The following is a 21,985-nucleotide window of genomic DNA, read 5'->3' as shown; positions in this document are numbered from 1 at the left end:
CGTTCAACCTCGCCGTCGTGGTTCAGTCATGGTCGGGCGCCTCGCCACCGAGGCTGGCCGGCAGCAGGCCGTCGACGAACGCCTCGGCCTCGAACACGCGCAGGTCGGTGGCGGTTTCGCCCAGCCCCACGAAGCGGATCGGCAGGCCGAACTCGCGCGCCAGCGCGAACACCACGCCGCCCTTGGCGGTGCCGTCGAGCTTGGTCACGACCAGGCCGGTCACGCCCACGATCTGGCGGAACTGGCGTACCTGGTTGACCGCGTTCTGGCCGGTGGTGCCGTCGATCACCATCAGCACCTCGTGCGGCGCGTCGGCGTCGAGCTTCTTCAGCACGCGGGCGATCTTGCCCAGTTCGTCCATCAGTCCGCCCTGGGTGTGCAAGCGGCCGGCGGTGTCGGCGATCAGCACGTCAGCACCGCGCGAGCGTGCTGCCTGCAGTGCGTCGAAGATCACGCTGGCGGCGTCGGCGTCCTGCCCTTGCGAGATCACCGGCACGGCGTTGCGTTCGCCCCAGGTCTTCAGCTGCTCGACCGCGGCGGCGCGGAAGGTGTCGCCGGCAGCCAGCATCACCGCGCGCTTCTCGTCGCGCCAGCGGCGGGCCAGCTTGCCGATGGTGGTGGTCTTGCCGGCGCCGTTGATGCCGACCACCAGCACCACGAACGGCTGCCGGCCGCGCATGTCCAGCGGCTGCTCAACCGGCTTGAGCAGGGCCACCAGCGCCTGGCGCAGTGCGGCCAGCAGCGCCGGGGCGTCGGCGAACTCGCGCTTGTGCATGCGCTTGCGCAGGTTCTCGACCAGCTCGGTGCTGGCCTCGATGCCGACGTCGGCGGTGATCAGGGTGGTTTCCAGTTCGTCGAGCAGGTCGTCGTCGAGCCGGGGATGGCGCACGAACAGCGAGCCGAGGCTGCGCGCGAATACATTGCCGGACAACCGCTCGCGCCAGCTGCGCCGGGTCGATGCCGGTGTTTCGGTGGCGGCTTCGGCGGCGGGCGCCACGAAGCGCTCAGTGTCGGGCCGGGTTTCGGCGGGCGCGGGAATTTCCGCCAGCGCCTCGTGCAGGGTTCCGTCGCCGCTTTCCGGCACGCTGGCGTCGGCAGGTGCCTTGGCGGTGGCTTGCTGCGCGTCCTTGCCGGCAGGTTTCTTCTTCCAGAACTTGAGCATTGCGGCCGTGATTCAAAGACAATGGGCGGCATGCTAACACTCCAACCTGTACGGGCCGCTGAGGGTCTGATTGCCGAGGGTCCGGCGGCATGAACGGCGGGCGCAAGGCCGCAGCGGGGCGGATCCGCATCATCGGCGGCAGCCTGCGCAATTCGCGGCTCGACGTGCCGGATCTGTCGGGTCTGCGGCCTACCCCTGAGCGGGTGCGCGAGACCCTGTTCAACTGGCTGGCGCCGGTGATCGACGGTGCGCGCTGCCTGGACCTGTGCGCCGGCACCGGCGCGCTCGGCATCGAGGCGCTGTCGCGCGGTGCGGCCAGCGTGCAGTTCGTCGAGCGCGACGCGCGCGCGGCGCAGGCGCTGCGCGCGAACCTGGCGCGTTTGAAGACCGAAGCCGGCCAGCTGGCGGTGCTCGACGCGGGGCTGTTCCTGCAGGGCGCGGCGCACCCGTACGACCTGGTCTTCCTCGACCCGCCGTTCGCACTGGAGCTGTGGCCGGCGCTGGCGCGGCAGCTGGAGCAGGGCGGCTGGCTGGCCGCGCGAGGGTGGATCTACGTGGAATCGCCACGCGGCCTCGCGCCGGCGCTGCCGCCGAACTGGCAGCTGCACCGCGAAGGGCAGGCCGGCGAGGTGCGTTTTGCGCTCTATCGGCGCGCGCTTCCGTTAAGCTAGGGCCACAATCACTGCCGCTTCCGTCTCGTGAGCAAAACTTTGGGCAATTCGCGCCTGGCCGTCTATCCGGGCACCTTCGACCCGATCACCAACGGCCATACCGACCTGGTGGCGCGCGCCGCGCCGCTGTTCGACAAGGTGGTGGTGGCGGTGGCCGACAGTTCCAGCAAGGGGCCAGGCTTCAGCATCGGCGAGCGGATCACGCTGGCGCGGCTGGCGCTGGCCGACCTGCCGAACGTGGAGGTGCGCGGCTTCGACTGCCTGCTGGCCACCTTTGTCGAGCAGATCGGCGCCGGCGTGATCATCCGCGGGCTGCGCGCGGTGTCGGACTTCGAATACGAATTCCAGCTGGCCAGCATGAACCGGCATCTGATTCCGCAGGCGGAGACGCTGTTCCTGACGCCGGCGGAACAATACAGTTTCATCTCCTCGTCGCTGGTGCGCGAGATCGGCCGTCTCGGCGGCGATATCTCCGGTTTCGTGCATCCGGCGGTGCAACAGGCCATGCGGCAGCGCTGGCAGAAGAGCCGTTCCGGCTTCAACAAGCAACCCGAAACAGAAGGTGATAACCATGCGTAAGTTCGCTCTCATTGCTGCCGTCGCGCTGACCGCCAGTCTGGCCCTGAGTGCCTGCGGCAAGCACGAAGCCGCCGAGCAGGATGGCCAGCAAGCCAGCCAGCAGCTGACCAAGCCGACCGATCCGAACGATGCCAAGGCGTGGAACGCCTACCTCGGCCAGATCGTGCAGAACAACATGCAGGGCATGAAGGCCGACCGTCCGTACCCGTACCTGGTGCCGGGTGGCGATTCCGAGGAAGCGGTGGCCGGTCGCGCTCGCCAGCTGTCGAACGTGCAGGACACCGTGGCGCGCGGCGTGCTGCCGGGCAACATGCTGGTGTTTGCCGGCCCGGACTCGGCCAAGACCGCCGACCTGATCGCCGCGGCATTCAAGGATGCCAAGCCCGGTTCGTTCAAGGACGTGATCGTCCTGTTCATCGGTGCCCAGGCCGACCAGCAGCGCGTCGACGACGTGCTGAAGCCGACCGGCGCCACGGTGCGTTTCGTCGCGATGTAAGCGCGGTCGCCGCGCCGGCAGCACCGGCGCGGACCCGCAGCGGCGCCCTCGCGCAACGGGAGGGCGCCGAACGACTGGTCGCTGCAAGGTTGCCAGCGCACCGCACGCTTCCCCAGGCGTCGCCCCCCGGCATGTAGTATCGACCGCCATGTCCCTGAAAATCCTCGACACCTGCGTCAATTGCGACGTCTGCGAACCGGCCTGCCCGAACAAGGCGATTTCGCTGGGCGAGGAGTTTTACGTGATCGACCCCGCGTTGTGCACCGAGTGCGTCGGCCATCATGACGAACCGCAGTGCGTGGTGGTGTGCCCGGTCGAATGCATCATCAGCGACCCCGATCACGTCGAATCGCGCGAGCAGCTTGAATTCAAGTACCGCCAGCTGATGGCGAAGGAGTCCGCGGCATGAGGTTTCCCATGAACTGGCACCGGCTGTTGCCGGGTGTTTTTTCGCTGAGCCTGCTGCTGGTCGGCGGCATCGCGCTCGCCGCCGACGGCGCGCCGAAGACGGCCCCGGCCGCGGCGGTCCGCACCGCACAGCAGCGTCCCGGCCATGCGGCCGTCGCCAGCGCGAACTTCCACGCTACCGAAGCCGGCCTTGAAGTGCTGGCCAAAGGCGGCAACGCGTTCGACGCGGCGATCGCAGTGGCGGCCACGCTGTCGGTGGTGGAGCCGGAGAGCTCCGGTATCGGCGGCGGCTTCATGGCCGTGCTGCACCGGGCGAAGGACGGCCACAACGTGTTCATCGACGCGCGCGAGACCGCGCCGGCGGCAGTGAACCCGAAGGATTATCTCAACCCCGACGGCAGCCCGAACCGCGATACCGCCCTGAAGGGGCCGCTGTCGGCCGGCATCCCGGGCGAGCCGGCCGGACTGGTGTTGATGGCCAGGCGTTACGGACGCTTGCCCCTGGCGCAATCGCTGGCACCGGCGATCCGCATCGCACGCGAAGGTTTCGAGCCTGATGCGCGCCTGCGTGGTGCCATCGCCGGCATGCAGAAAGACCTGCAGCGCTGGCCGGCTTCGGCCGCGAAATACCTGCCGGGTGGCAAGCCGCCGGCCGAGGGCGTGATCTGGAAGGACCCGGGCCAGGCGCGCACGCTGGAGCTGCTCGCCAGCCACGGCGACGAGGGCTTCTACCATGGCGAGACCGCGCAGAAGCTGGTGGCTGCCGTGCAGGCCGCCGGCGGCAACTGGACGCTGGCCGACCTGGCTGGCTACCAGGCGAAAGAGCGCACGCCAATCACGGTGGACTACCGCGGCTACAAGATCGTCACCGCGCCGCCGCCGTCGTCCGGCGGCGTGGCGATCGCCGAGATCCTCAACATCCTGTCCGGCTATGACCTGACGAAGATGGATGCCGCCACGCGCGTGCACTACATCGTCGAGGCGATGCGCCGCGCGTTCCGCGACCACAACGACTACCTGGGCGATCCGGATTTCGTGAAGATGCCGCTGGACATGCTGCTGTCGCCGTTCTACGCCGATGGCCTGCGCCAGGGCATCCTGCCCGACAAGGCCACGCCGTCGTCGATGCTGCCGCGTGCCGAGGCACCCGAGCCGGGCATGCACACCACGCATTTCTCGATCATCGACGCCGACGGCAACATGGCCGCGGTCACCTCGACGGTGAACTACACGATGGGTTCGAGCTTCGTCGCCGCGGGCACCGGCGTGCTGTTGAACGACGAGATGGACGATTTCGCGCTGGTGCCGAACAAGCCGAACGTGTACGGCCTGCTCGGCAGCGTGGCGAATGCGCCCAAGGGCGGCAAGCGCATGCTGTCGTCGATGTCGCCCAGCATCGTGATCGGCGCCGACCGCACCGCGGTGATCGGCTCGCCCGGCGGTTCGACCATCATCACCCAGGTGCTGGAAGGCATCCTGCATTTCATCGACGGCGAGAGCGCACAGCAGATCGCCGCGCACAAGCGCTTCCACCACCAGTACCTGCCGGACGTGGTGAACGTGGAAGAGGGCACGTTCGACCCCGCCACCAGCGACGCGCTGACCAGGATGGGCTACACGCTGAAGCCGCGCGAGTCGTGGGGCTTCATGAACGTGGTGACCTGGGATCGCAAGACCAACAAGCTCGACGCCGCCAGCGACCCGCGCCGGCCGTCGGGGCTGGGCAAGGTGCAGTAGGGTCAGCCATGGAACTGTTCTCGATTCAGGGCAACTCGCAGCAACTCGATGGTGGTGCGATGTTCGGCAATGCGCCGAAGGCGCTGTGGTCGCGCTGGATCGAGCCGGATGCAGAGAACCGCATTCCGCTTGCCTGCCGCTGCCTGCTGGTGAAGGATCTGGACGGGCGCAACGTGTTGTTCGAGACCGGCATCGGCGCATTCTTCGAGCCGGCGCTGCGCGAGCGCTACGGCGTGGTCGAACCGCGGCATGTGCTGCTGGACTCGCTGGCCGAGGCCGGGCTCACCCACGAGGACATCGACGTGGTGGTGCTGTCGCACCTGCATTTCGACCATGCCGGCGGCTTGCTGGCGGCATGGGAAGAGGGCCAGCCGCCGCGGCTGCTGTTCCCGAACGCGCGTTTCGTGGTGGGTGCGGAGCACTGGCGCCGCGCCACGCATCCGCACCCGCGCGACCGCGCCTCGTTCGTGCCGGAGTTGCAGCCGTTGCTGGAAGCCAGCGGCCGGCTGGAGCTGGTCGAGGGCGAACATTCGCAGACGCTGGGCGAGTCGGTTCGCTTCTTCTTTTCGGACGGCCATACGCCGGGCCTGATGCTGGCCGAAGCCGGCGGCGTGGTGTTCTGCGCCGACCTGATCCCCGGCCGCTTCTGGGTGCATCTGCCGATCACCATGGGCTACGACCGCTGGCCGGAGAAGCTGGTCGACGAGAAGCGCGTGTTCCTGGAAGACAAGCTGGCGCGCGGTGTGCGACTGTTCTTTACCCATGACCACGAGTGCGCGCTGGCGCGGGTGACCCGCGACGAACGCGGCCGCTTCGGTACCGCCGACGAGCAGCGTGCGTTGCGCGGTGTCCCGCCGCAGCATCGGACCGGGGTGGCCTGATGGATTTTCGCAGGAGGATATCCATGCGCGGGCTGCTGCTGAACATCTTCGGCGCGCTGCTGGTGCTGGCCGGCATCGGCCTGGTGGCGATGACTTCCCGCAGCCTGCTGAACTACCGCGCGGTGGCCAGCCTGCATGGTGGCGAGGTGATCGACCTGGGGGCGAACTCGCCGCCGAGCGGCGGCCAGCACGGCGCCATGGCGCGGGTGGTCGGCACGCCGACCGTGGTGGAGGCGCCGCGCGACCCTGATTTCAACCTGCTGGCGAATACCCCGGTGCTGGTGCGCCACGTGGAGATGTTCCAGTGGCGCGAAGTGCGTGTCGGCAGCAGCGTGCACTACGAACTGGACTGGGTCGACCACCTGCTCGATGCCGGCCATTTCGAGGAGCCGCAGGGCCATGCGAACCCGGCCAGCTTCCCGCTCAGCGGCAAGCAGTTCGACGCCGGCCTGGTGCGGCTCGGCGGGTTCGGGCTGGGACCCGTGCTGCTGCATGCGTTGCCGGGCACACAGCGGGTCACGCCGGACCCTGGCGCGCTGCCGGCAAACCTCGCGGCCAGCTTCACCCGCTACCAGGATTACCTGGTGACCAGTGCGCGGCCGGGCGATCCGCGGCTGGGCGACGTGCGGGTGAGCTGGAACGAAGTGCCGCTGCAGCAGTTGACCGTGGTCGGCCGCATCGACGGCGACCGGCTGGTGGCGGCCAGCGATGCGGCCGACGGCAAGGGTTACGTCGTGCAGGTCGGCGACGTGCCGGTGCTGGACATCTTCCCGGACCTGCCGGTGCCGCCGGAATACGTGCTGAGCTGGCGGATCCTGGCCGTGCTGCTGGCGTCGCTGGGTGCGTTTGCGCTGCTCTCGGCCCAGCGCGACCGGCACGATCCGCTGCTGGCTGTTGGCCTGGGCGCGCTGGTGGTGGGCAGCGTGGCCAGCGTGCTCTGGCTTGGCAACGACACAGGGACCATGTGCGGCTGGCTGGCGCTGACGGTACTCGGCCTGTTGCTCACCGGGTGGCGGCTGCGTCGCGCGCGCGGCACAGCCACGCCTTCTTTCATGCGCTAGCCGACTTGCCGCCCGCGGAGGCGAACACCTGGTCGGCCCACTGCGTGGCGCCCAGGTAGATCGTGGCCATGCGCTGGATGCGCTGCGGTACGGCGTGTTCGCTGGTCAGCTCGCCAGCTTCCCAGGCGATGATCTGCTTCAGCAAGGGTGCGAACGGGCCACCGCGACCGGTCAGCGCGTCGCTGATCTCCGGCACCAGCCGCAGGTGGGTCAGCAGGAATTCCATCGGCGCGCACATCAGGGTGTCGAGCAGGGAGAACAGGCCCACGGTGAAGGCCATCTCCGGATAGCCGTTGGGCATGCCGGTGGCCAGCTTCTCGCACATGTGCGCGCGGATCAGTGCGGCGCGCAGCAGCTCGGGTGGGCGGTCGTCCATGCCGCACATGGACATGGTGTCGATCCAGTTGCGCATGCGCGTGACGCCGAAGAAGATCGCGGCCTGCTGCACCGACTTCAGCTGCCGCGGCAGCGCGAAGTAGGCCGAGTTGACACAGCTCAGCAGCTTGTAGCTGAGCACCGCGTCGTCGCGCACGATGTTGCCCAGTTCCACCGGGCCGGGGTTGCTTTCCTGCAGCACGCGCATCAGGCGCAGCATGCTCAGCCGGTTGGCGGTGAGCACGGGCACCGCCACCGGTTGTGGGATCAGCAGGTAGCGCCCCTGGATCGCCTCGAATGGCAACTCCAGACAGCGTTCGTAGGTGGGGTGGTCATTGACGTGGCCGGCAACCACCTGGATTCCGCGCAGGTGCAGGTGCTCGGCATGTTCCTTCAGCCGCTGCGGGGTCAGATGGCTGGCATCCAGCCGCACCAGCTGCACCATCTGCAGCAGCGTCTCGAGCGACAGGCTGCTTTCCAGGTCGACGCCGCTCGCGTCGAGCATGAACTGGCACCCGCGTTGCGCCATCTGCTGCAGGCGCTTCATCAGTGGCGCGTCGTTGGCCACGTCCGGCTGCAGTACCACGCCGAGGCGCGGCTGGTGCAGCAAGACGTCGGAATCTTCCGGCAGCAGCTCGGCCGGCATGTTGAGGAACGCGCGGTTGCCGCGCACCAGCCGGGTCAGCGCGCCGTCGGTGATGGTCGACAGCACGCACTGCAGCAGGGTCTGTTCGTCGCCTGGTTCGCGATGGAACACGACCTCGTAGGCGAACAGCTGGCGTTCGCGATCGAGCATCGGCACGCGCAGTACCGGCAGCGGCGCCGATGTCGGCATGCCGTCGTAACCTGGCGCGCCGATGGAAGGGGAGGCAGCGATGGAGGCGTTGAGGTTGCTCATGATCGGTCGTCGTGAGTTAGGGCGAGGGCATGCCGCAGGCGGCTGCTCCGCGGTCAGTGGGAAGGTCGCCTGTGTGGCCGGTGGCGCTGCCATCGCTCATCTCGGCGTCACACCGCCGCCAGTACCTGTGAGCGCAAACTGGCGTGCAGCTCGCCGGAGCGTCCGTACAGCTCGCTTTCGCCGGCATGGCCGGTCAACACCGCCAGCGCCCGGCGCGTCTGGCCCAGCCGCTGGCTGACCACGCTGCCGTTGCGCTGGTTGAGCAGGTGGCAGTACTGCAGCCGTTGCACGACCCTGCTCCAGGCCGACGTCGCTGCGGCCGCCGCGGCCGGCTGCTCGAAGGCCAGCTGCTGGCGCTCGGCGTCGAGCTGTTCCAGTTGCAGCATAAGGGTCTGCTTGCGCGTGCCGGCCTGGCCCAGGGCGTCGCTGTCGCGCGTGTCCAGCGCGGCGCGCTCGGCCTCGAGCACCCGGGCGAGCTGGTCGACCGCCTGCTGCATGTCGCCCAGCACCGCGGCGAGCGCATCGTCCAGCTCGTGCTGCAGCTGCTGGTTCATGCCTTGCCCGTGCCGCCGAGTTGCTGCTCCAGTGCGAGCATGCGGTCGGCGATGCGTCCGGCATCGACCTTGTAGCTGCCGTCGGCCAGCGCCTGGCGCAGCCGTTCCACCCGCTGCGAATCGATCACCGGCGCGTCGCCGGCGCGGGCCGCCTGCTGCAACGCAAGGGCCGAGTCGGTCAGCCTGACCTGGTCATCGGCCTTGGGCGCGGCAGCGGTGGCATCTGGCGGATTGGCGCCCGCGGTGGACGGGCCGTTGCCCGAGCTGCCGGTGGCCTGCGTGAATTTCGGCAAGCCGTTGTTGGAAATGGTCGTATTCATGGGTCCGTTCTCGCTGGGGGTGTGGCCCTGTGACTGTCAGATCGGCCGGTTTCGCGGAAACTTTAGGGGCGCCTGGAGATCAGGAACAGGTCCTCATGGCAGCGCGACCACCACGCCGGGCGCACTGACCATCGCGTCGACCACCTTGCCCGAACTTTCGTTGCGCACCCGCAGCCGGGCGCCATTGTCGCCGCTGCCCATCGCCACGCCGGCCGCGCGCACCTCGATGCCGTCGAGCCTGGCCACCATTTCCACATGGTCGCCGGCGCGCACCATGCGGCGGCCGCCCAGCGCACCGGGCGAGAGCACGCTGCCGCCGGCCAGCGTGCGGGCCAGCGTGCGGCCGGCCACCTGGTCGAGATTCTCGATGTAGCCATAGCCGAGCCGGGTGATGTCCCGTTCTTCGGCGCGCACGTCCGCGGCGCTCACACCGTCGCCGCGCTGCAGCGCCCGGCTGGCCACCAGCACGCTGCGGAACAGCTGCAGCTGCAGCGGCACCCGCACGGTCCAGCCGCCGTCCTGCGGGCACTGCACCCGCACCGTCATGCGCGAGGAAGCCGCCGCCTGGGGGGGAATCATCGCGCGCAGCGGCTCGCGGCAGGCAGCCAGGTGCAGGCGCAGGTCGAGTGGCGTGGAGCTGACCACGACGCGGCTGCCCGGCAGCGCGTAGTGCTCGCGCATGGCCTGTTCGGCCACGGCACGCACGCTGTCGGGCGATTGCGTCGCGGCCGCTGCACGATCGGCATGGGCGCTTCCGGGCCACGCTGCGGCGGACCACAGCATGGCGACCAGCAAGCCGGTGACGATGCTCCGGCGTTGCTTCATGCGTCTGCCAGCAGGGCGCCGAGTTGCCCCAGCAGGGCCTCGCGCCCGGACTCCATCTGCTGCGAAAGCGCGGTGGCCTGTTCGAGCTGGCCATCGCACAGCAGCGTGACGAAGCGGCTGCCCTGTTCGCACAGCCGGGCGCCGCCATCGTTCAGGCCGGCGCTGGCGGGATGGCCCTGGTACAGGGCACCCAGCCGGCTGGCGCTGCGGTTGATCGCATGGGTATCGAACCAGCGCCGGTCCAGCGCGCCCGGTTCCAGCAGCGCCAGTTCCGCCGCCTGACGCAGGTTCAGCGCTGCCTCGCGCAGGGTCAGGCTGAGGCTGGCCGGGTCGCGGCCGCTTTCACCCTCCAGCCAGTCCAGCCCCAGCCGGTGGGCCAGCAGGGCAGCACGATGCAGCGAGTCGGACTGGCGGCGCGCCTCGTTGCCGCGACGTTGCAGCGCGCCGAGCGCGGCCTGCGCCGCGGTGGCGCGAGCGTGTTGCACGTCGTGGTTTTGTTGCAGCTTGTGGATGCGCCCGCTGGCGGCCTGCAGGACTTCGCGGCCCTCGCGCAGGGTGGCGCCGGACTGGCCGACGCCGGCCTGCGCACGCTCGAGCTGCTGCAGGCCGTGCTGCACGTCGCCGTCCAGCTGCAGCGAAAAATCGCCGATCGAACCGGTGACGGTCTCGATTTCGGTCGTGGTGAGCGTGGTCTTTTCCGCCAGCTGCTTGACCTCGTCGGCCACCACGGCGAAGCCGCGGCCCGCCTCGCCGGCACGCGCGGCCTCGATCGCCGCGTTCAGCGCCACCAGGTTGGTCTGGTGCGCGATCTCCTGCACCACGCCGGTCAGCTTGCGGATCTGCGCGACCTGCTCAGCCAGCTTGCTCTGGTTGCGGTTCATCGCCGACAGCGCGCTGCGCAGCAGCCGCAGCTGGCCGTCGAGCTCGCTGACGCTGCGTTCGCCAGCCTGCCCGGCCTGTCCGGCCTGGTCGAGATCGGCGCCGATCTGCTGCAGTGCCGTCGAGATACCGGCGCTGCCGTCCGTCAAACGATCGACGCTGCCGCGGCCTTCGCTGGCGGCCTTCTCCAGTGCCGCCTGCTCGCGCGACAGTTGCTGCACCGCGCCGAGTACCAGGCTCTGCTGTTCCACCGTCTGCAGCGCCACGGAAGCGGGCGGGCGGCTGGCGACGCGGGCAAGCAACGGCGCCAGCGCCAGCGCCGCGCGCGGGTAGCGGCGCCGCAACGCCGCGAGCTTCACGTCGTCGCCCGCGGCAGCGGCCTCCACCAGGGCAGTGAGGTGCTGGTTCCAGATCAGGCTCATGGGGTGGAGATCACCTTGTGTATGGCGCGGGAGTGCAACCGGTGCATCGACAAAAACCTTTGGAACTTGAGGAAGCAAGTCGCATGCCATGGAGATTGCGCGGCAATGGCCGCTCAAGCGCGCCGGGTTCCGGCCGATAGCCAACGCGGACAGCCGCCATGGCGGCAACGCACCCGAGGAGTCCGCATGGGCGGCACGTTGCTGGAAAAAGTGGAACAGCACACCCGGCTGGCCGGGCACAACCGCGTGGCCATGCTGCTGTTCCGGCTCGGTGACGAACAGCTGTTCGGCATCAACGTGTTCAAGGTGCGCGAAGTGCTGCGACGTCCGCCGCTGGAGCGCATGCCGGGCGTGCATGCCTTGCTGGCCGGCAGTTGCGACTACCGCGGGCAGACCATCCCGGTGATCGACCTGGCCGCCGCGCTGGGCTATGCGCCGTTGCGCGAGGTGGAGTCGGCGCACCTGATGGTGACCGAGTTCAGCCGCTCGGTGCAGGGCTTCCTGGTGGCGGACCTGCAGCGCATGGTGCAGTGCGCGGGCGAGACGCTGGTGGCGCCGCCCGGCAACCTGGGCTTCGGCGCGCGGGTCAACGCGGTAACCCGCATCGACGGCGCGCTGATGGCGGTGGTCGACGTGGAGCACGTGCTGGCCAGCATCGACGCGGCGCCAGCCGAGCTGTCCGTGCAGATGCAGCGCGCCGCCGACACCCGCGCGCTGTCGTCGCGGCGGGTGATGGTGGTGGACGATTCGCTGATCGCCCGTCGCCGGCTGGTCGGCCTGTTCAAGCAAATGAACATCGAGTGCGTGGTGGCGACGGATGGCCGCGAGGCGCTCGAGCGCCTGCAGCAACTCGCTGCGGGCGATCCTGCCGATGGGGTCAAGCTGGTGGTATCTGACATCGAGATGCCGCGCCTGGATGGCTATGCGCTGACCCGCGCGATCCGCGAGACGCCGGGCCTGCGCCAGCTCAAGGTGGTGCTGCACAGCTCGCTCAGCGGCATCTTCAACGAGGCGATGGTGAAGGAGGTCAAGGCCGACGGCTTCGTCGCCAAGTTCCAGCCGGACCTGCTGGCGCAGGCCGTGCTGGAGCTGCTGCCGGAGCCGGCGGAAGCGCCGGCAGGCTGACTCCGGCGCAGCTCGCGCCAGGCAGCGTCAACAATCCGTCTTTTCGCCGGCGCCGCCTTCGTCACATCGCGGGCATGGCCTCGCCAGCCCAGCTGCAGCAACGCTTTCCCCCGTGGTGGCATGCAATTTGCCTCCAGCTCCGTGCGGCAACTGCACGCGGAGCGAAGCGATGTCCCTGACCCCTGACAACCTGTTCGGCATCCACACCCAGGCGCTGGATCTGTGGCAGCGCCGTACCGAAGTGCTGGCCAACAACCTGGCCAACGCCGATACACCCGGCTACCTGGCCCGCGACATCGACTTCCGCAAGGTGCTGGCCGCCGCGGGTGGCGCTTCGGACACGCTGCCGTTGCAGGCGACCGGGCCCGGCCAGATCGATGCGGCCGGGCCGGCGGCGGACGGGTTGGCGTACCGCGTGCCGACCCAGCCGAGCATGGACGGCAATACCGTCGATGCACAGGCCGAGCAGGCTGCCTTCGCCGCCAATGGCGTGCACTACCAGGCCAGCCTGTCCTTCATCACCGCGCAGATCCGCATGCTGCGCACCGCCATCAGCGGAGGCCAGGGCTGATGTCACTGTTCTCGATTTTCAACGTGGCCGGTTCCGGCATGGCGGCGCAGTCGCTGCGCCTGAACACGGTGGCCAGCAACCTCGCCAATGCCGACAGCGTGGCGACCACGCCGGAAGCGGCCTACCGCGCGCGCGAACCGCTGTTCGCCGCGGTGAAGAACCGGCTGGACGGCAGCGATGCGCCGGGCGAAGGCGTGCAGGTGCTCGGCGTCAGCGAGAGCCAGGCGGCGATCCCCAGCCGCTACGAACCCGGCAACCCGCTGGCCGACGCCGACGGCTACGTCTACAGCAGCAACGTCAACCCGGTGGACGAGCTGGTCAACATGATCTCCGCCTCGCGTTCGTACCAGAACAACGTCGAGGTGATGAATTCCACGCGCCAGCTGATGCAGAAGACGCTGGACCTGGGCAAGTGAGGCGGCGAACCATGAGGCATGCGGCATGAGCGACATGAATGTTTCCGGCGTAGGCTCCAGCGCCGCGCAGGCGGCCAGCGTGGGCAAGGAAAAGACCCTCGGCCAGGCCGACTTCCTGAGCCTGCTGGTGCAGCAGATGCGCAACCAGGACCCGACCAAGCCGATGGATTCGTCGCAGATGGTCAGCCAGCTGGCGCAGATCAGCCAGGTCTCGGCGACGCAATCGCTGCAGACCTCCTTCGACAGTCTGGGCAAATCGCTGCAGGGCAACCAGATGCTGCAGGCCAGCGGCATGGTGGGGCGCAGCGTCACCGTGCCATCGGCGGTCGGCCAGCTGCAAGCCAGTGGTCTGGATGGCGCGGTGAACGTGCCCGATGGTGGTGGCACGGTGCTGGTGCAGGTCACCGACGCGAGCGGCAACGTGCTGCGCACGCTCAACCTGGGTACGCCCACGGCAGGCCTGGTGGCGTTCCACTGGGACGGCAAGGATGAAGGCGGCACGACGCTTCCCGTCGGTGCCTACGGACTCAAGGCACAGGCCGGCAGCACCGCCGTGGCGACTTACGTGGCCGGCAGGGTCAACGGCGTGGGCATGACCGGCAGCGACGGCGTCTATCTGGATGTGGATGGTTTTGGTGGGGCCCTGCTGAGTCAGGTCGCGCAGATCAACTGATGGCCCCGCGGGGCTTCAACACAGAGGAATTACTCGGATGCCTTTCAACATTGCATTGAGCGGTCTCAACGCGGCCTCCTCGGATCTCGAGGTCACCGCCAACAACATCGCCAACACCGCCACCACCGGCTTCAAGGGTTCGCGCGCGCAATTCGCCGAGCTGTTCAATGCCGCCGGCCCCAACCTCAGCGCCACCCAGATCGGCAGCGGCGTGCGCTTGACCAACGTGGCCCAGCAATTCACCGGTGGCAGCGTGGAGACGACCAACAACAGCCTCGATTTCGCCATCAGCGGCGAAGGCTTTTTCACGTTGCATGACGGCAAGGGTTACTCCTATACCCGCGCCGGTGCATTCCAGAAGGACCAGGCCGGGTTCGTGACAAACGCCAACGGTCAGCGACTGCAGGTGTTTCCGGCGCTGTCCAATGGCACCTTCGACACCAGCACGCTGACGGACCTGCAGTTGCTCACCTCGCAGAATGCCGCCAAGGCCACCAGCACCGTGCAGATGTCGCTGAACCTGCCCTCCGATGCCGTGGCGCCCGCCACGCCGTTCGATCCGCGCAACGATCCGACCAGCTACAACCAGGCCACGCCGTTCACTGCCTACGATTCGCTCGGCGCCACCCACAGCGGCACCGTGTACTTCGTCAAGGATCCGGCCGCCAACGTGTGGAACGCGAACCTGTACATCGACGGTGCCTCGACCGGCGCATCCCAGTCCATCACGTTCAACAGCAGCGGCGCGCTGGTTGCGCCCGCCAACGGCAAGCTGAGTTTCCCGGCAGTGACGGTCAGCCCGGGCTCCAATCCCATGCAGCTGACCCTGGACATGAGCAAGGCAACCCAGTTCGGCAATACCTACGCCGCCAGTGCAATCAATACGGACGGCTATCCGACCGGCGTGCTGGCCAGCATCGATGTGTCGCGCGAGGGCGTGGTGCAGGCGAAGTATTCCAATGGCCAGACCACCGCACTGGGACAGCTGGCCATGGCGCAGTTCTCCAACGAGCAGGGCCTGCGCCAGCTGGACAACACCAACTGGGCCGCTTCCTACGATTCCGGCACGCCGGTGATGGGTGCCGCCGGCAACGGCACCTTCGGCAGCGTGCAGGCCGGCGCGCTGGAGGCCTCCAACACCGCCGACCTCACCGCGCAGCTGGTCAACATGATCAAGGCACAGCGCAACTACCAGGCCAATGCGCAGGTGATCTCCACCGACAACCAGCTGACCCAGACCATCATCAACATTCGCAATTGAGGGGATGGGAATAGGAAATGGGAAACAGGAGAAGCGGATCGCCGCACCCTGCCTGTTTCTCGTTCTCCACTGACCACGCCCGGGAATCCACATGGACAGATCGCTTTACGTAGCCATGACCGGCGCCACGCAGATGATGCGGGCGCAGTCCGAGGTGGCGCACAACCTGGCCAACGCCGACACGGTCGGCTTCAAGGCGCAGCTGTCGGCGTTCCAGCCGTTGTCGGTGCAGGGCCCGGGCATGCCCACGCGGATCAACGGCGTGGCGCAGGGCCTGGGCGTGGACATGCGCGAGGGCGGTCAGGTCGAGACCGGCCGCGAACTCGACGTGTCGGTGCAAGGGCAGGGCTGGATCGCGGTGCAGGGTGCTGACGGCAGCGAGGGCTATACCCGCGCCGGCGAGCTGCGGCTGACTCCCGACGGCCTGCTCACCGACGCCCGCGGCAACCTGGTGCTTGGCGAGGGCGGCCCGATCAGCGTGCCGCAGAGCGCGCAGATGAACATCGGCGCCGATGGCACCGTGTCGGTGGTGCCGATGGGGCAGGGACCGGAGACGATCGCCGCTGTCGGCCGCATCAAGCTGGTCAACCCGGCAACCGACCAGCTCGCGCTGGGCAGCGACGGGCTGATGCATCTGAGCGGCGGCGGCACGGCAGATGTCGACCCGGCGGTCACCCTGAAGTCCGGCGTGCTCGAATCCAGCAACGTCAACCCGTCGCAGACCCTGGTGCAGATGATCCAGCTGTCGCGCCAGTACGAATTGCAGATCCGCGCCATCCACAGCGCCGACGAAAACGCGCAGTCGGCTTCGCGCCTGCTGCAGATGACCTGATCCATACGTATTTCATAAAGACATCCAGACGTCCAGACGGAGTCCATCGACATGTTCTCATCCCTGTGGGTAGCCAAGACCGGCCTCGATGCGCAGCAGACGCGCATGGACGTGATCTCGAACAACCTCGCCAACGCCAACACCACCGGCTACAAGAGCGCGCGCGCCTCGTTCCAGGACCTGGTCTACCAGAACCTGCGCCAGCCCGGTGGGCAGACCACCGAGCAGACCCAGGCGCCGGCCGGGCTGATGCTGGGCACCGGCGTGCGCGTGGTCGGCAGCGAAAAGCTGTTCACCCAGGGCAACATCGAGCAGACCGGCAACTCGCTGGACGTGGCCGTGCAGGGCCGCGGCTTCCTGCAGGTGACGATGCCTGACGGCAGCATCGCCTATACCCGCGACGGTTCGCTGCACCTGGACCAGAACGGACAGATCGTCACTGCCAACGGCTACGCGGTGGACCCGGCCGTGAGCGTGCCGGCCAATGCGCAGAGCATCACCATCGGCAGCGACGGCACCATCAGCGTGAGCGTGCCGGGCCAGGCCGCCACGCAGCAGATCGGCACCGTGCAGCTGGCCGACTTCATCAACCCCGCCGGCTTGCAGCCGAACGGCGACAACCTCTATCTGGAAACCGCCTCCAGCGGTTCGCCACAAATCGGCCAGCCGGGTCTCAACGGCCTGGGCACGTTGGCGCAGGGCGCGCTGGAAAGCTCCAACGTCAACGTGGTGGAGCAGATGGTCGACATGATCGAAACCCAGCGCACCTACGAGATGAATTCCAAGGCGGTGTCCGCCGCCGATTCGATGCTGCAGTTCCTCACCAACAAGACCTGAGGCGCGCCATGATGTCCGTTCGTCGCTATCCCTTAGTGTTGTTCGTGCTGGCCGTGCTGGCCGTGCTGGCAGGCTGCGCCAGCGGCCCGCGCGCGCACGACGATGCCGAGTGGGCGCCGACGCCGCCGCCCGCGCCGCAGGTCGCGCCGGCGCAGGCCGACGGCTCGATCTATCACGACCAGCAGAACATGGAGCTGTTCACCGACCCGCGCGCGCACCGCGTGGGCGACATCCTCACCGTGGCGCTGGTCGAGAGCACCCAGGCCAGCAAGAAGGCCACCACCAGCACCAGCAAGACCGACAAGGCCAAGATCGCCTCGCCCACCGTGCTCGGCCAGAACCTGTCGATCGGCGGCAAGCTGGCGAACATCGGGCTGGACGGCGAGCGCAGCTTCGACGGCGCCGGCTCCAGCACGCAGAGCAACCAGCTCACCGGGCAGATCACCGTTACCGTGGCGCAGCGCCTCAGCAACGGCAACCTGCTGGTGCGCGGCGAGAAGTGGCTGACCATCAACCAGGGCCAGGAACTGGTGCGCATCTCCGGCATCGTGCGCCCGCAGGACATCGGCCAGGACAACGTGGTGCCATCCACCCGCGTCGCCGACGCGCGGATCAGCTACACCGGCCGCGGCACGCTGGCCGACGCGAACTCGCGCGGCTGGCTGTCGCGCTTCTTCAATTCCAAGTGGATGCCGTTCTGATGAGCACCATGAACGCCACGTCGCATGTTTCTGCTCCCTCCCCTGCTCGCAGGGGAGGGTTGGGGTGGGGTGCTCTTCATCTTGACGTCAAAGGCGCTACCCCCTCACCTGAAGGACTCCCCTTCGGTCGCCAGCCTCGCCCTGCAAGCAGGGGGAGGGGCATCGTCGCCGCACTGCTGGTGTTGCTGCTCGGCGTTGTTGCCCCCGCCCACGCGGTCAAGATCCGCGACCTGGTGCAGGTCGCCGGCGTGCGCAGCAACCAGCTGATCGGCTACGGTCTGGTGGTGGGCCTGGACGGTTCGGGCGACCAGACCACGCAGGCACCGTTCACCACGCAAAGCCTGGAGAACATGCTGCAGCAGTTCGGCATCACCGTGCCGGCCAGCGCGCGGCCGCAGCTGAAGAACGCCGCGGCGGTGATGGTCACGGCGGACCTGCCGCCGTTCGCCAAGCCCGGCCAGACCATCGACGTCACCGTGGCCTCGATCGGCAACGCCAAGAGCATTCGCGGCGGCCAGTTGCTGATGGCGCCGTTGCGCGGCGCGGACGGCAACGTCTACGCGGTGGCGCAGGGCAGCGTGGTGGTAGGCGGAATCAGCGCGCAGGGCAAGAGCGGCTCCAGCGTGCAGGTGAACATCTCCGCCAGCGGGCGCATCCCCAACGGCGCCTCGGTGGAACGCGTGGTGGCCTCCTCGTTCGCCGGCGGCGGTGACCTGATGCTGAACCTCAACACCGCCGACTTCACCACCGCCGCGCGCATCGCCACCGCGATCAACCATGCCTACGGGGCTGGCACCGCGCAGCCGGTGGATGGTGGGACCGTGTCGGTACGCGGCCCGCAGGACCCGGCGCAGAAAGTGGCGTGGCTGGGCGCGATCCAGAACCTCGACGTGCAGCCGGGCGACGCACCGGCGCGGATCGTGGTGAATTCGCGTACCGGCACCGTGGTGATCGGTTCGGACGTGCGGGTCAGCGCCGCCGCGGTGGCGCATGGCGCGATCCAGGTCACCATCAGCGAGCAGGCGCAGGTCAGCCAGCCCGCGCCGTTCAGCCGTGGTGGGCAGACCGCGATCGTGCCCAGCAGCAGCGTGCAGGTCAGCGAAGAAGGCGCGCATATGTTCAAGTTCGGCCCCGGCGTGAGCCTGGATACCATCGTGCGCGCGGTGAACCAGGTCGGCGCCACGCCGAGCGACCTGATCTCGATCCTGCAGGCGCTGAAGCAGGCTGGCGCGCTGCATGCCGACCTCGTGGTGATCTGACCTGAGTGACGGGACCATGACGCCGATCAACAGCCCATCGCGCGCGCTCGATACCTGGACCGAACTGTCCGGCTTCCAGCAGTTGCGTGCGCAGGCGCGCAGCGACGGCGGCAAGAGTGCGCTGCCGGCGGTGGCCAAGCAGTTCGAGGCGATCTTCACCCAGATGATGCTGAAGTCGATGCGCGACGCCAATGCCAGCATGGGCAGCGACATCGCCGGCAGCGAGCAGGTCGATTCGTATCGCGACATGTTCGACCAGCAGCTGTCGCTGAGCCTGGCCAATGGCCGCAACGGCCTCGGCATCGCGAAGATGCTGGTGCGCCAGCTCGGCGGCAAGCCGCATGTGGCCGCCGGCAATGTCCATGGCCCGTTGCCGGCACCCGTCGCCGACGTGACCAACGCCAACGTGCGCGCCCTGCTGCAGCTGGGTGCCGACGATGCTGCTGCGGACGGCGCCGACGGCACGGCTGGCAGCAGCGGCATCATGGCGAGGCCCTCGACCGCCGATGCCGGCTCGGCGTGGCGCCAGGCGCTCGACCGCATGGCGCAAGGCGCGCTCGACGTGGCCGACACCGCGGCGAAGCTGCTGCCGGGCGGTGACCCGGTGGGTTTCGTCCGCGCGCTGGCGCCGCATGCCGAGCTGGCCGCGAAGAAGCTCGGCGTGTCGGTGCGCGCGCTGTTGGCGCAGGCGGCGCTGGAAACCGGCTGGGGCGCTCACCTGCCCAGCCACGGCGACGGCAGCAGCAGCTTCAACCTGTTCGGCATCAAGGCCGGCAGCAGCTGGGACGGCGACAAGGTCAGCGTGCCCACGCTGGAATACGAGAACGGCGTGGCGGTGCGTCGACGCGACCAGTTCCGCGCCTACGACTCGCCGGCCGATTCGTTCGCCGATTACGCCCGCCTGCTGGCCGACAGTCCGCGCTACGCGCAGGCGCTGGGCCAGGGCGAGAACATCGCCGGCTTCGCGCGGGCGCTGGTACACGGCGGCTACGCGACCGACCCGTCGTACGCGGCCAAGATCACCGCGATCGCCAACAGCCCGCAGATGCGCGAGGCGCTGGCGACACTCCGCTCGTCGGGTGAATTCAAGTGAACGCCCGTGCGGCCGTTACCGTGACCACATACCGTGCCGTTCCGGCGGCGATCCAGGTGTCGAGGATGATTCATGGCTGACATGCTTTCGACTGGCGTGTCCGGGCTGCTTGCCGCGCAGATCGGGCTCAGTACGGTAAGCCACAACGTGGCCAATGCGAACACCGATGGCTATAGCCGCCAGCTGGTGTCGTTCGGCGCCCGGCTGCCCGAAGGACAGGCCAATTACTACGTTGGCACCGGCGTCAATACCGTGGCGGTGCAGCGTGCCTACAGCCAGTTCCTGAACAGCTCGCTGTGGTCGGCCACGTCCGCGCAGGGGCGCGCCAGCAGCATGGCCAGCCTCACCGGCCAGCTCAACGACCAGCTTTCCGGCAGCAGCAACCTGCAGACCTCGCTGGACAGCTTCTTCGGCGCGGTGCAGGACATGGCCAACGCGCCGTCGGACGCGGCCTCGCGGCAGGTGCTGCTGGCCCGCGCGGGCGGGCTGGCCAGCACCTTCCGCGCGCTGTCCGGCCAGTTCAACCAGCTCTCCGGCCAAGTACAACAACAGATCGGCGACGCCGTCGACGCGATCAACAGCGACAGCCGCTCGATCGCCAAATTGAACGGGCTGATCCGCTCCTCGCAGGCCACCGATGGCACCCCGCCGGCCGACCTGCTCGATCAGCGCGATGCGCTGGTGAAGAAGCTGGCTGGCCAGGTCGGCATCAGCGTGGTGCCGCAGAACGACAACACCATCAGCGTGTTCGTGGGCAACGGCCAGGCGCTAGTCACTGGCACCGAGGCGCATGCGCTGGGCACCGCAGCCAACGCCTACGACGCCACCCGCAAGGAAGTGGTGGGCGCGGACTCGGGTGCGGTGCTGAGCGGACGCATCGGCGGCGGGACCCTGGGTGCGTTGCTGGATTTTCGCGGCAACGTGCTGGATCCCGCGCAGAACCAGCTGGGTCGAAGCGCGCAGGCGTTGGCCAGCGCGTTCAATGCGCAGCATGCGCAGGGTGCAGACCTGCAGGGCAAGCTTGGCGGTGCGTTCTTCGATGTCGCCGGTCCGACCGTGCAGGCGGCCAGCAGCAACAGCGGCAGCGGCACGCTGGATGCCGCCATCGGCAACATTGGCGCGTTGACCGGCAAGGACTATGTGCTGAGCTACGACGGCAGCAACTGGAGCATGCGCGACACCAACGGCAACAGCGTCGCGCTGGCCGGCAGCGGCACCGGCGCCGATCCGTTCATCGCTGCCGGGCTGAGCCTGGTGGTGGGTGGCAGCGCTAGTGCCGGCGACAGTTTTCGCGTGCAGCCCAGCCGCGACGCCGCCGCGAGTTTCTCGGTGGCGATCGACGATCCCGACAAGATCGCCGCTGCCGCACCGCTCAAGGCCACCGCCGCGGCAGGCAACACCGGCACGGCGGCACCCGGCGTCAGCATCAGCAATGGCAGCGACGCCAACCTGTTCAACGCCAGCTCCGTGGTATTCGCCTCGACCACCAGCTACAGCATCGATGGCGGCCCGGCGCAGGCCTTCACCCCGGGCCAGCCGATCACCCACAACGGCTGGAGCATGCAGCTCAGCGGCGCACCGCAGGCCGGCGACAGCTTCGGCGTGCAGGCCAACAGCAATGCGCAGGGCGACAACAGCAACGCGCTGATGCTGGGCAAGGTCGCCAATCTGGGCGTGCTCGACGGCGGCGTCACCAGCACCGGCCGCGCCTACAGCCAGCTGGTCAGCCAGGTCGGTAGCGCCGGCGCGCTGGCCAACGACGACCTGAGCACGCAGACCGCGGTGTACCACCAGGCGATGAGTTCGCAGCAGAGCGTCTCCGGCGTGAACCTGGACGAGGAGGCCGCCAACCTGTTGCGCTACCAGCAGGCCTACCAGGCTTCCGCGCAAGTCATCAGTACCGCCAACAACATCTTCGGCGCGCTGCTCAGCGCCGTGAAGGGGTAAGC

General features: G+C 68.4%; 24 protein-coding genes. 18 read left to right on the top strand and 6 right to left on the bottom strand.

What is annotated here, in order from left to right:
- Positions 1-22: 22 nt before the first annotated feature.
- Complete coding sequence (ftsY, locus tag IMW82_RS07010; protein ID WP_108470762.1) at positions 23-1,162, bottom strand: signal recognition particle-docking protein FtsY; 1,140 nt, start codon at positions 1,160-1,162, stop codon at positions 23-25.
- Between the two features lie 89 nt (positions 1,163-1,251).
- Between ftsY and rsmD the strand changes: the two genes are divergently transcribed.
- The 7 genes from rsmD to IMW82_RS06975 all read left to right on the top strand — a co-directional run bounded on the left by rsmD (position 1,252) and on the right by IMW82_RS06975 (position 6,995).
- On the top strand, positions 1,252-1,833 hold the full coding sequence (gene rsmD / locus IMW82_RS07005; RefSeq protein ID WP_211004099.1) for a 16S rRNA (guanine(966)-N(2))-methyltransferase RsmD: 582 nt from the start codon (positions 1,252-1,254) through the stop codon (positions 1,831-1,833).
- 27 nt (positions 1,834-1,860) lie between these two features.
- A complete protein-coding gene (coaD, locus tag IMW82_RS07000; RefSeq protein WP_234411264.1) occupies positions 1,861-2,412 on the top strand; it encodes a pantetheine-phosphate adenylyltransferase in 552 nt (183 codons plus the stop codon).
- Positions 2,405-2,908, top strand: a complete 504-nt coding sequence (locus IMW82_RS06995; RefSeq protein ID WP_108470759.1) for a hypothetical protein — start codon at positions 2,405-2,407, stop codon at positions 2,906-2,908. The genes coaD and IMW82_RS06995 overlap by 8 nt, the downstream gene beginning before the upstream one ends.
- A 148-nt stretch (positions 2,909-3,056) precedes the next feature.
- On the top strand, positions 3,057-3,317 hold the full coding sequence (locus IMW82_RS06990) for a YfhL family 4Fe-4S dicluster ferredoxin (protein ID WP_108470758.1): 261 nt from the start codon (positions 3,057-3,059) through the stop codon (positions 3,315-3,317).
- Positions 3,314-5,053, top strand: coding sequence for a gamma-glutamyltransferase (gene ggt / locus IMW82_RS06985; protein ID WP_211004098.1), 1,740 nt, complete (start codon positions 3,314-3,316; stop codon positions 5,051-5,053). Before IMW82_RS06990 ends, ggt begins: the two co-directional genes overlap by 4 nt.
- A gap of 8 nt (positions 5,054-5,061) precedes the next feature.
- Positions 5,062-5,934, top strand: a complete 873-nt coding sequence (locus IMW82_RS06980) for an MBL fold metallo-hydrolase (RefSeq protein ID WP_211004097.1) — start codon at positions 5,062-5,064, stop codon at positions 5,932-5,934.
- Positions 5,934-6,995, top strand: coding sequence for a TMEM43 family protein (locus IMW82_RS06975; protein WP_108470755.1), 1,062 nt, complete (start codon positions 5,934-5,936; stop codon positions 6,993-6,995). The genes IMW82_RS06980 and IMW82_RS06975 overlap by 1 nt, the downstream gene beginning before the upstream one ends.
- Here the strand turns inward: IMW82_RS06975 and IMW82_RS06970 are convergent.
- The 5 genes from IMW82_RS06970 to IMW82_RS06950 form a co-directional block, all read right to left on the bottom strand.
- On the bottom strand, positions 6,985-8,268 hold the full coding sequence (locus tag IMW82_RS06970; protein WP_211004096.1) for an HDOD domain-containing protein: 1,284 nt from the start codon (positions 8,266-8,268) through the stop codon (positions 6,985-6,987). The two genes, IMW82_RS06975 and IMW82_RS06970, sit on opposite strands and share 11 nt — an antisense overlap.
- Before the next feature lie 107 nt (positions 8,269-8,375).
- On the bottom strand, positions 8,376-8,822 hold the full coding sequence (locus IMW82_RS06965) for a flagellar protein FlgN (RefSeq protein ID WP_211004095.1): 447 nt from the start codon (positions 8,820-8,822) through the stop codon (positions 8,376-8,378).
- Positions 8,819-9,142: a flagellar biosynthesis anti-sigma factor FlgM gene (flgM, locus tag IMW82_RS06960; protein ID WP_211004094.1), complete on the bottom strand. Its 324-nt coding sequence runs from the start codon at positions 9,140-9,142 to the stop codon at positions 8,819-8,821. The genes IMW82_RS06965 and flgM overlap by 4 nt, the downstream gene beginning before the upstream one ends.
- Before the next feature lie 93 nt (positions 9,143-9,235).
- Positions 9,236-9,967 carry a flagellar basal body P-ring formation chaperone FlgA gene (gene flgA / locus IMW82_RS06955; RefSeq protein WP_211004093.1) on the bottom strand — a complete coding sequence of 244 codons (732 nt, stop codon included), beginning with the start codon at positions 9,965-9,967 and terminating at the stop codon, positions 9,236-9,238.
- Positions 9,964-11,268, bottom strand: coding sequence for a methyl-accepting chemotaxis protein (locus IMW82_RS06950; protein WP_108470750.1), 1,305 nt, complete (start codon positions 11,266-11,268; stop codon positions 9,964-9,966). Before IMW82_RS06950 ends, flgA begins: the two co-directional genes overlap by 4 nt.
- A gap of 186 nt (positions 11,269-11,454) precedes the next feature.
- Between IMW82_RS06950 and IMW82_RS06945 the strand changes: the two genes are divergently transcribed.
- The 11 genes from IMW82_RS06945 (at position 11,455) to flgK (ending at position 21,983) form a co-directional block, all read left to right on the top strand.
- A complete protein-coding gene (locus tag IMW82_RS06945) occupies positions 11,455-12,393 on the top strand; it encodes a chemotaxis protein (protein ID WP_211004092.1) in 939 nt (312 codons plus the stop codon).
- A gap of 169 nt (positions 12,394-12,562) precedes the next feature.
- Positions 12,563-12,964: a flagellar basal body rod protein FlgB gene (flgB, locus tag IMW82_RS06940; protein WP_108470748.1), complete on the top strand. Its 402-nt coding sequence runs from the start codon at positions 12,563-12,565 to the stop codon at positions 12,962-12,964.
- Entirely contained in the window at positions 12,964-13,380 is a 417-nt protein-coding gene (gene flgC, locus IMW82_RS06935) for a flagellar basal body rod protein FlgC (protein ID WP_108470747.1), read from the top strand. Before flgB ends, flgC begins: the two co-directional genes overlap by 1 nt.
- Before the next feature lie 25 nt (positions 13,381-13,405).
- Complete coding sequence (locus IMW82_RS06930; protein WP_108470746.1) at positions 13,406-14,053, top strand: flagellar hook capping FlgD N-terminal domain-containing protein; 648 nt, start codon at positions 13,406-13,408, stop codon at positions 14,051-14,053.
- Between the two features lie 37 nt (positions 14,054-14,090).
- Positions 14,091-15,314 (top strand): flagellar hook protein FlgE, encoded by a 1,224-nt coding sequence (flgE, locus tag IMW82_RS06925; RefSeq protein WP_108470745.1) that lies wholly within the window; start codon positions 14,091-14,093, stop codon positions 15,312-15,314.
- Positions 15,315-15,405: 91 nt separating this feature from the next.
- Positions 15,406-16,146, top strand: coding sequence for a flagellar basal-body rod protein FlgF (flgF, locus tag IMW82_RS06920; RefSeq protein WP_108470744.1), 741 nt, complete (start codon positions 15,406-15,408; stop codon positions 16,144-16,146).
- A 51-nt stretch (positions 16,147-16,197) separates the two neighbouring features.
- Complete coding sequence (gene flgG / locus IMW82_RS06915; RefSeq protein WP_108470743.1) at positions 16,198-16,983, top strand: flagellar basal-body rod protein FlgG; 786 nt, start codon at positions 16,198-16,200, stop codon at positions 16,981-16,983.
- 11 nt (positions 16,984-16,994) lie between these two features.
- Positions 16,995-17,684: a flagellar basal body L-ring protein FlgH gene (flgH, locus tag IMW82_RS06910; protein WP_108470959.1), complete on the top strand. Its 690-nt coding sequence runs from the start codon at positions 16,995-16,997 to the stop codon at positions 17,682-17,684.
- Positions 17,685-17,866: 182 nt separating this feature from the next.
- A complete protein-coding gene (locus IMW82_RS06905; protein WP_244754244.1) occupies positions 17,867-18,943 on the top strand; it encodes a flagellar basal body P-ring protein FlgI in 1,077 nt (358 codons plus the stop codon).
- 16 nt (positions 18,944-18,959) lie between these two features.
- On the top strand, positions 18,960-20,036 hold the full coding sequence (flgJ, locus tag IMW82_RS06900) for a flagellar assembly peptidoglycan hydrolase FlgJ (protein ID WP_108470742.1): 1,077 nt from the start codon (positions 18,960-18,962) through the stop codon (positions 20,034-20,036).
- Positions 20,037-20,108: 72 nt separating this feature from the next.
- A complete protein-coding gene (gene flgK / locus IMW82_RS06895; protein WP_108470741.1) occupies positions 20,109-21,983 on the top strand; it encodes a flagellar hook-associated protein FlgK in 1,875 nt (624 codons plus the stop codon).
- The last annotated feature ends 2 nt before the right edge of the window (positions 21,984-21,985 follow it).

It is taken from the genome of Rhodanobacter sp. B2A1Ga4 (assembly GCF_018101315.1).
GTDB classification, from domain to species: domain Bacteria; phylum Pseudomonadota; class Gammaproteobacteria; order Xanthomonadales; family Rhodanobacteraceae; genus Rhodanobacter; species Rhodanobacter thiooxydans_A.
The sequence above is the reverse complement of the archived record's forward strand: the minus strand, read 5'-3'. Positions and strand labels throughout refer to the sequence as shown.

Bases quoted from the DNA above. Each gene is read 5' to 3' on its own strand.
- IMW82_RS06995 (WP_108470759.1), top strand. From the start codon at position 2,405: ATGCGTAAGTTCGCTCTCATTGCTGCCGTCGCGCTGACCGCCAGTCTG.
- IMW82_RS06975 (WP_108470755.1), top strand. From the start codon at position 5,934: ATGGATTTTCGCAGGAGGATATCCATGCGCGGGCTGCTGCTGAACATC.
- flgG (WP_108470743.1), top strand. From the start codon at position 16,198: ATGTTCTCATCCCTGTGGGTAGCCAAGACCGGCCTCGATGCGCAGCAG.
- flgK (WP_108470741.1), top strand. From the start codon at position 20,109: ATGGCTGACATGCTTTCGACTGGCGTGTCCGGGCTGCTTGCCGCGCAG.
- flgC (WP_108470747.1), top strand. From the start codon at position 12,964: ATGTCACTGTTCTCGATTTTCAACGTGGCCGGTTCCGGCATGGCGGCG.
- IMW82_RS06990 (WP_108470758.1), top strand. From the start codon at position 3,057: ATGTCCCTGAAAATCCTCGACACCTGCGTCAATTGCGACGTCTGCGAA.
- flgH (WP_108470959.1), top strand. From the start codon at position 16,995: ATGTCCGTTCGTCGCTATCCCTTAGTGTTGTTCGTGCTGGCCGTGCTG.
- ftsY (WP_108470762.1), bottom strand. From the start codon at position 1,162: ATGCTCAAGTTCTGGAAGAAGAAACCTGCCGGCAAGGACGCGCAGCAA.
- IMW82_RS06945 (WP_211004092.1), top strand. From the start codon at position 11,455: ATGGGCGGCACGTTGCTGGAAAAAGTGGAACAGCACACCCGGCTGGCC.
- flgF (WP_108470744.1), top strand. From the start codon at position 15,406: ATGGACAGATCGCTTTACGTAGCCATGACCGGCGCCACGCAGATGATG.
- IMW82_RS06970 (WP_211004096.1), bottom strand. From the start codon at position 8,268: ATGAGCAACCTCAACGCCTCCATCGCTGCCTCCCCTTCCATCGGCGCG.
- IMW82_RS06930 (WP_108470746.1), top strand. From the start codon at position 13,406: ATGAGCGACATGAATGTTTCCGGCGTAGGCTCCAGCGCCGCGCAGGCG.
- flgM (WP_211004094.1), bottom strand. From the start codon at position 9,142: ATGAATACGACCATTTCCAACAACGGCTTGCCGAAATTCACGCAGGCC.
- rsmD (WP_211004099.1), top strand. From the start codon at position 1,252: ATGAACGGCGGGCGCAAGGCCGCAGCGGGGCGGATCCGCATCATCGGC.
- ggt (WP_211004098.1), top strand. From the start codon at position 3,314: ATGAGGTTTCCCATGAACTGGCACCGGCTGTTGCCGGGTGTTTTTTCG.
- IMW82_RS06980 (WP_211004097.1), top strand. From the start codon at position 5,062: ATGGAACTGTTCTCGATTCAGGGCAACTCGCAGCAACTCGATGGTGGT.
- IMW82_RS06950 (WP_108470750.1), bottom strand. From the start codon at position 11,268: ATGAGCCTGATCTGGAACCAGCACCTCACTGCCCTGGTGGAGGCCGCT.
- flgE (WP_108470745.1), top strand. From the start codon at position 14,091: ATGCCTTTCAACATTGCATTGAGCGGTCTCAACGCGGCCTCCTCGGAT.
- flgJ (WP_108470742.1), top strand. From the start codon at position 18,960: ATGACGCCGATCAACAGCCCATCGCGCGCGCTCGATACCTGGACCGAA.
- flgA (WP_211004093.1), bottom strand. From the start codon at position 9,967: ATGAAGCAACGCCGGAGCATCGTCACCGGCTTGCTGGTCGCCATGCTG.
- IMW82_RS06965 (WP_211004095.1), bottom strand. From the start codon at position 8,822: ATGAACCAGCAGCTGCAGCACGAGCTGGACGATGCGCTCGCCGCGGTG.
- flgB (WP_108470748.1), top strand. From the start codon at position 12,563: ATGTCCCTGACCCCTGACAACCTGTTCGGCATCCACACCCAGGCGCTG.